This window comes from Aquidulcibacter sp. (genome assembly GCF_020253525.1).
Classification (GTDB): Bacteria; Pseudomonadota; Alphaproteobacteria; order Caulobacterales; family Aquidulcibacteraceae; genus Aquidulcibacter.
The window spans coordinates 1-4634 of the sequence record NZ_JADCBK010000063.1; the positions used below are offsets into that span (position 1 = coordinate 1).

The 4634-nt window shown below is 57.8% G+C and carries 6 protein-coding genes; 4 read left to right on the forward strand and 2 right to left on the reverse strand.

The genetic code is table 11. The features are described 5' to 3' along the window. A partial coding sequence (locus IOB61_RS08190) for a deoxyribodipyrimidine photo-lyase (RefSeq protein WP_290814942.1) occupies window positions 1-1013 on the reverse strand: 1013 nt, incomplete at its 3' end. Further along, window positions 1010-2251 (reverse strand): FAD-binding domain-containing protein, encoded by a 1242-nt coding sequence (locus IOB61_RS08195; RefSeq protein WP_290814945.1) that lies wholly within the window; start codon window positions 2249-2251, stop codon window positions 1010-1012. The genes IOB61_RS08195 and IOB61_RS08190, both read right to left, overlap by 4 nt. Window positions 2252-2473: 222 nt before the next feature. Here IOB61_RS08195 and IOB61_RS08200 point away from each other — a divergent pair, with 222 nt between their 5' ends. From IOB61_RS08200 to IOB61_RS08215, 4 genes are all read left to right on the forward strand, one after another. Then, window positions 2474-2737 carry a BrnA antitoxin family protein gene (locus tag IOB61_RS08200; protein ID WP_290814948.1) on the forward strand — a complete coding sequence of 88 codons (264 nt, stop codon included), beginning with the start codon at window positions 2474-2476 and terminating at the stop codon, window positions 2735-2737. A 2-nt stretch (window positions 2738-2739) separates the two neighbouring features. Continuing rightward, the gene (locus tag IOB61_RS08205; protein ID WP_290814951.1) at window positions 2740-3033 is read left to right on the forward strand and encodes a YciI family protein; all 294 of its coding nucleotides are present in this window, start codon (window positions 2740-2742) and stop codon (window positions 3031-3033) included. A gap of 96 nt (window positions 3034-3129) precedes the next feature. After that, window positions 3130-3735: a hypothetical protein gene (locus IOB61_RS08210; protein WP_290814954.1), complete on the forward strand. Its 606-nt coding sequence runs from the start codon at window positions 3130-3132 to the stop codon at window positions 3733-3735. 66 nt (window positions 3736-3801) lie between these two features. Then, window positions 3802-4449 (forward strand): DUF2846 domain-containing protein, encoded by a 648-nt coding sequence (locus IOB61_RS08215; RefSeq protein ID WP_290814957.1) that lies wholly within the window; start codon window positions 3802-3804, stop codon window positions 4447-4449. Window positions 4450-4634: the final 185 nt, after the last annotated feature.

Sequence of the window (4634 nt, forward strand, 5' to 3'; positions counted from 1 at the left end):
CGGAAGTTGAGCCAGCCGGTCGCGGCCAGCGACCGCATACAGGCATCGACAAAGGGAAAACCCGTCCGCCCTTCAATCCACGCTTGGGCTAGGCCCGCATCTTCGGGTCGCGCGGGCCGCAGGCCATCATAGGCGCGGTGCATATTGCGCAGCTCGATCTCGGGTTCATCCTCCAGCTTTTGGATGAAGTGGCAGTGCCAATGCAGGCGCGCCAAAAAGGAGGTGAGGGACGCCGCATAGACTGTGTCGCCGGCTGCCAAGTGGCGGGCTTGGGCGCGACTGGCGGCCTGATAGGCCTCCCGCATCGAAAGTGTGCCAAAGGCCAAATGGGGTGAGAGGCGCGAGCAGGCCTCTGCCCCCTCTGCCGGGTTAGACATGGCCTTACGATAGTTGCGCCCGCGCTCGTGCAGGAAGCTTTTCAAAAGCCCGATTGCCTCGCGACGTCCGCCCCTTTGCCGCTGTGGGCATGGATCAGGGGCGATGCCCACGCTCTCTGCCTCTGGGAAAGCTGTGCTTTGATGCCCAATAGGGTTTAGGGCGTCTGGCGCATCCACGGGCGGGGCCGCCATCATCGCATCCCAGCGCTTAGCCCAACCATTGCGCGTACTGGGCCCACGCCACACGCCATGCTGGCGATGTTCGATCACAGAAACGCCCGCCCGCTTTGCCCAAGCCCGCACCGCCTTATCGCGCTGATAGGTCCAAAACAGGCCCGTTTCCTCATGCGCATGGATGGCTGAAATGCCATAGCGGGCATGCAAGCGGGCAAAGACTTCGCACGCCGCACCCACCTCCACCACCAGACCCGCCCCACGCGCCTGTAGCGATTCATCTAAGTCTGCCAAGCATTCACCCAAAAAGGCAAACTGGCGGCCCGATAGTTCGGGCTGGGCCCAAAGCTCTGGTTCCACAAGATAAAACGGAAGGACGCGATGGCCGCTTTGGTGGGCGGCGCGCAAAGGCGCATGGTCGTGGACGCGCAAATCGCGCTTAAACCAGACGATGTCGATCATATCCGGCCCAAATCACGCACCAGATTGGGCAATTTCTCTTTCAGCTTAAAGAAGCCGCCCGTGGCCAAGGGCCAAGTCCGGCTATCCCAAGACCGGCGCAGCCGCACAAGTCTTATCCCATGCTCTGCCAAGGCACGTTTGAGGTCGGCCAAATGCCAAGCAATCGGGCCCACCGGCGCATAGGGTGTCGCTATCTCTGTCACGCCCAAACCAACTGCCCAGCTCAGCGCCTCTTCAAGGCTAGCCATCAATGGGGCGGCCACATCGAACTTTGCCTCAAGGCGGGTGCAGGCATCTTGCTCAGCCCGGCGCAGAAATTTGTTCTTTGGCCCATCGACAGGGCCAATTTCGGGCGAGCGCAACAGGGCCGCCCCCACCACCTTAGCTGTCAGGGGTAAGGATTCGGGATGCAGATCATCACTGTGCAGCAAAAGCCCAACCCGTTCTTCAAACAGGACTTCGCCAACGGGCAGGGCACTTGGCCCTGTTTCCAAAAAGGGCTCGCTTAAGGGCAAAGCCGTCTCGGCCAATTGGCCCACCGGGTGGAAGCGACCCAAAGTATGGGTCTCAATATTGCTGGCGCGCGCCAGATAATGCTTGCCCTTTGTGTGCAAGCCCGCCACCCAGCGCCATGACAAGGTGTTGGAAGCCACATCGGCGTCCAGCAAATGCTTGAAAAAGAAGTCTGCCCCCAATTGCCACGGCAGGTCCAAGGTAAAGATCCAAATGCTGGCAACCCACATGCGGGCATGATTGTGCAGCCAGCCCAAAGTCGTGAGTTCACGCACCCAAGCATCAAAGCAAGCAATGCCCGTCTCACCCGCTTTGGCGCGTCGAAGCCGCTCGGCCAGCGCATCATCTTCTGCCACCACGTGTTTGAGGGCGAGGCGGTCTTGGTTGAAGCGCGTCAACACCTGTGGCCGCATCTCTAGCCAGCCTTTCCAATAGCTGCGCCAATAGACTTCTTGGATAAATTTCTCAGCCTTCACAAAGCCATGCGTGGCCATCACGCGGGCCACAACCTCTTCTTCGGTGATCACACGGCGGGCCAGCCACGGCGATAAGGCCGACACGTTGGAACGGTCATCTGGGCCTAAATCTGTATTGCGCGTGCGGCTATAGGCCTGCCCCGCTGCGGGCAGAAAAGCTTCCAGCCGTACCAACCCAGCCGCCCGTGTGCCCGTCCAATCAACGCGGATTAAGGCTTGCGAGGTGGGGTCAAAGGGCAAAGACGACATGGGCTAAGATACGCAGTGGGCGGATGGATGGATTAGGGGGAGGGTGCGCGCGGGTGCGGGGTCATTTGCGTGGGTGCATCACCTCGAAGCAACATTCTTCAAAACCTTCTGAACGAAAACTCTGCCAAGGCGATACTGTATTGGCCTCATTTTTGACAAGATAATATACATTTGTATATACGATCATAGTCGCCATAGCAAACGGCCCAGGGAAATTCTTCAATGACGAACGCGAAAGAGCGATTGGCACCGATTGAGGCGTTGCCAGAAGATCGGATCGATTTTTCCGGCCTGCCCGACATGGAGGCGGCCTTTTTCCAAACCGCGCGTCTGATCATGCCAAGCGCAACCAGCAAGCAGGCCATTTCGCTGCGTGTTGATGAGGATGTGCTTCATTGGTTTAAAGCCCAAGGCAAAGGACATTTGAGCCGCATGAATGCCGTTTTGCGGGCCTATATGCTCGCCCACGCCAAAGAACGGACCTGAACATGAAAGACTTCATCCTGCTGATGCATGCCGACACGAGCTCGCCAGAGGTGGATGCGGATTGGGAGGCCTATATTGGTCGCTTGATCGCCGAAGGCCATTTTCAGGGCGGCAGTTCGATCGGGGAGGGGCAGGCGTTTCGCAAACAGGGGGAGGCGGCCGCACTCACCCGCCAGCTTGCAGGCTACATTAAAGTCAAAGCCAATGACTTAGAGGCCGCCCGCGCCTGCCTAACTGGTAATCCAACCTATGAAGCGGGCGGCACGGTAGAAATTCGAGAATTGGTGGTTTCTTAGAGGAACCGGTGCGTTTCTGTAACTGCAATGATCACCTTAAAGTGATAGCTGTTGAAAAGTAATTGACCGCTCTACTCCTTATGGTAGTGCGAATTTATGTCTTTTTTTACCAAACTGATTCCGACCCTCTCGATTTTTTCGAGCTTTTTAATCCCCGCCGCGTCTTTTGCGACTGAGCCTACCGCCCAAGCAACAGCGCCTTTGGGCCAACCCGCTGCCGCATCAGCCCCTGCGTCAGCCCCCGTCGCCAGCGTGGTTTCCATTCCCGCTGGCACATCCATGGATATTGAGATCACCGATATGCTGTCGACCAAGACCAGTAAAGTCGGGGATAAATTCGCACTCAAGCTTGCCCAGCCCCTCAAGATTGGCGACACGATTGTCATTCCAGCAGGCATTACGGGCATGGGCGAAGTCATTGATGTGGGTAAGCCCGGCATTGGCGGCAAACCCGGTAAGCTGGTGATTGCCGGCCGCTATTTGACTTTGAATGGAACCAATATTGCCATTCGCGGCCTTCAGTTACGCCCTCAGGGGGGTGAAGACCGCAGCAATGTCGTCATGGCTACCAGCTTTGTCCCCTATGTGGGTATGGCCAGCTTTCTAATCACAGGTGGGCATGTCGAGATTCCGTCTGGTTCTTGGGCCATCGCCAAGCTCTCAGCGCCATTTGTGCCGCCAGTGGCTGCGCCCGCACCCTGATTGACCTGAGATCATCATCGGATGTGCACGTCTTTTTCCTCATCATAGCTTTTGGAGATTTTTGCTATGAAATCTGTAGATACGACTAAGCCTCTTCTTGATATGCGGGGCCTTGTTGCCACCGTCAGTTTAATGGCCTTCTCCATGTCCGGTTCGTCTGCCTTCGCGCAAGCCGCCATGGCGACACCGCCTGCTGAACCTGCCCCAGCTACGGCTCCACCAGCGGCAGAGGCCCCGCCCGCACCTCCGTCGGCAGAGCCTGCTCCCACCCCACCAACTGAAGCAGCACCTGCACCTGCACCCGCACCAGAAGCGCCTGCGCAGCCCGTCGTTGCCTTCCCTGGGCCAAACCCAATCATGGCCCCCCCTGAAGGCAAGGGCCAAGTCGTGTTCTTCCGTCAGGCAAAATTGACCGGCGCGGCCCTTAGCTTCTCGATCCGCGAAGGTGATACGGGCATTGGTAAGTTGCAAAATGGCAGCTATTTTGTGCATGTGGTCGACCCAGGCCCGCGCGAATTCAACATCCAATCGGAAGTCACCGACACGCTGCGTCTGGAGATCGAGCCCGGCGAGACCTATTTTGTGGTTCAGTCCATCACCATGGGCATTATGATTGGCCGTCCAATCCTAACGCCATCGGATGCGCAAACCTTCCAAAACAAAAAGATGAAAGTCACAACCGCCGTCGCGACCGACCGCAAGCCGCGGAAGTAATCTTTTAAAGCGCCGATCTAAGGTGCGACGAACTGAGGGCGCATTCCAGAACCGGGATGCGCCCTTTGCTTTTAGGGGCGCGCTGAGCCCGCGCATAAGCCTTCTAGAACAAAGCAACTAAAAGCGATGTCATCGGACGGCGCAGCCGGGTCCCAGACTGCCGAGCGCAAAGTCCCACAAGGTCC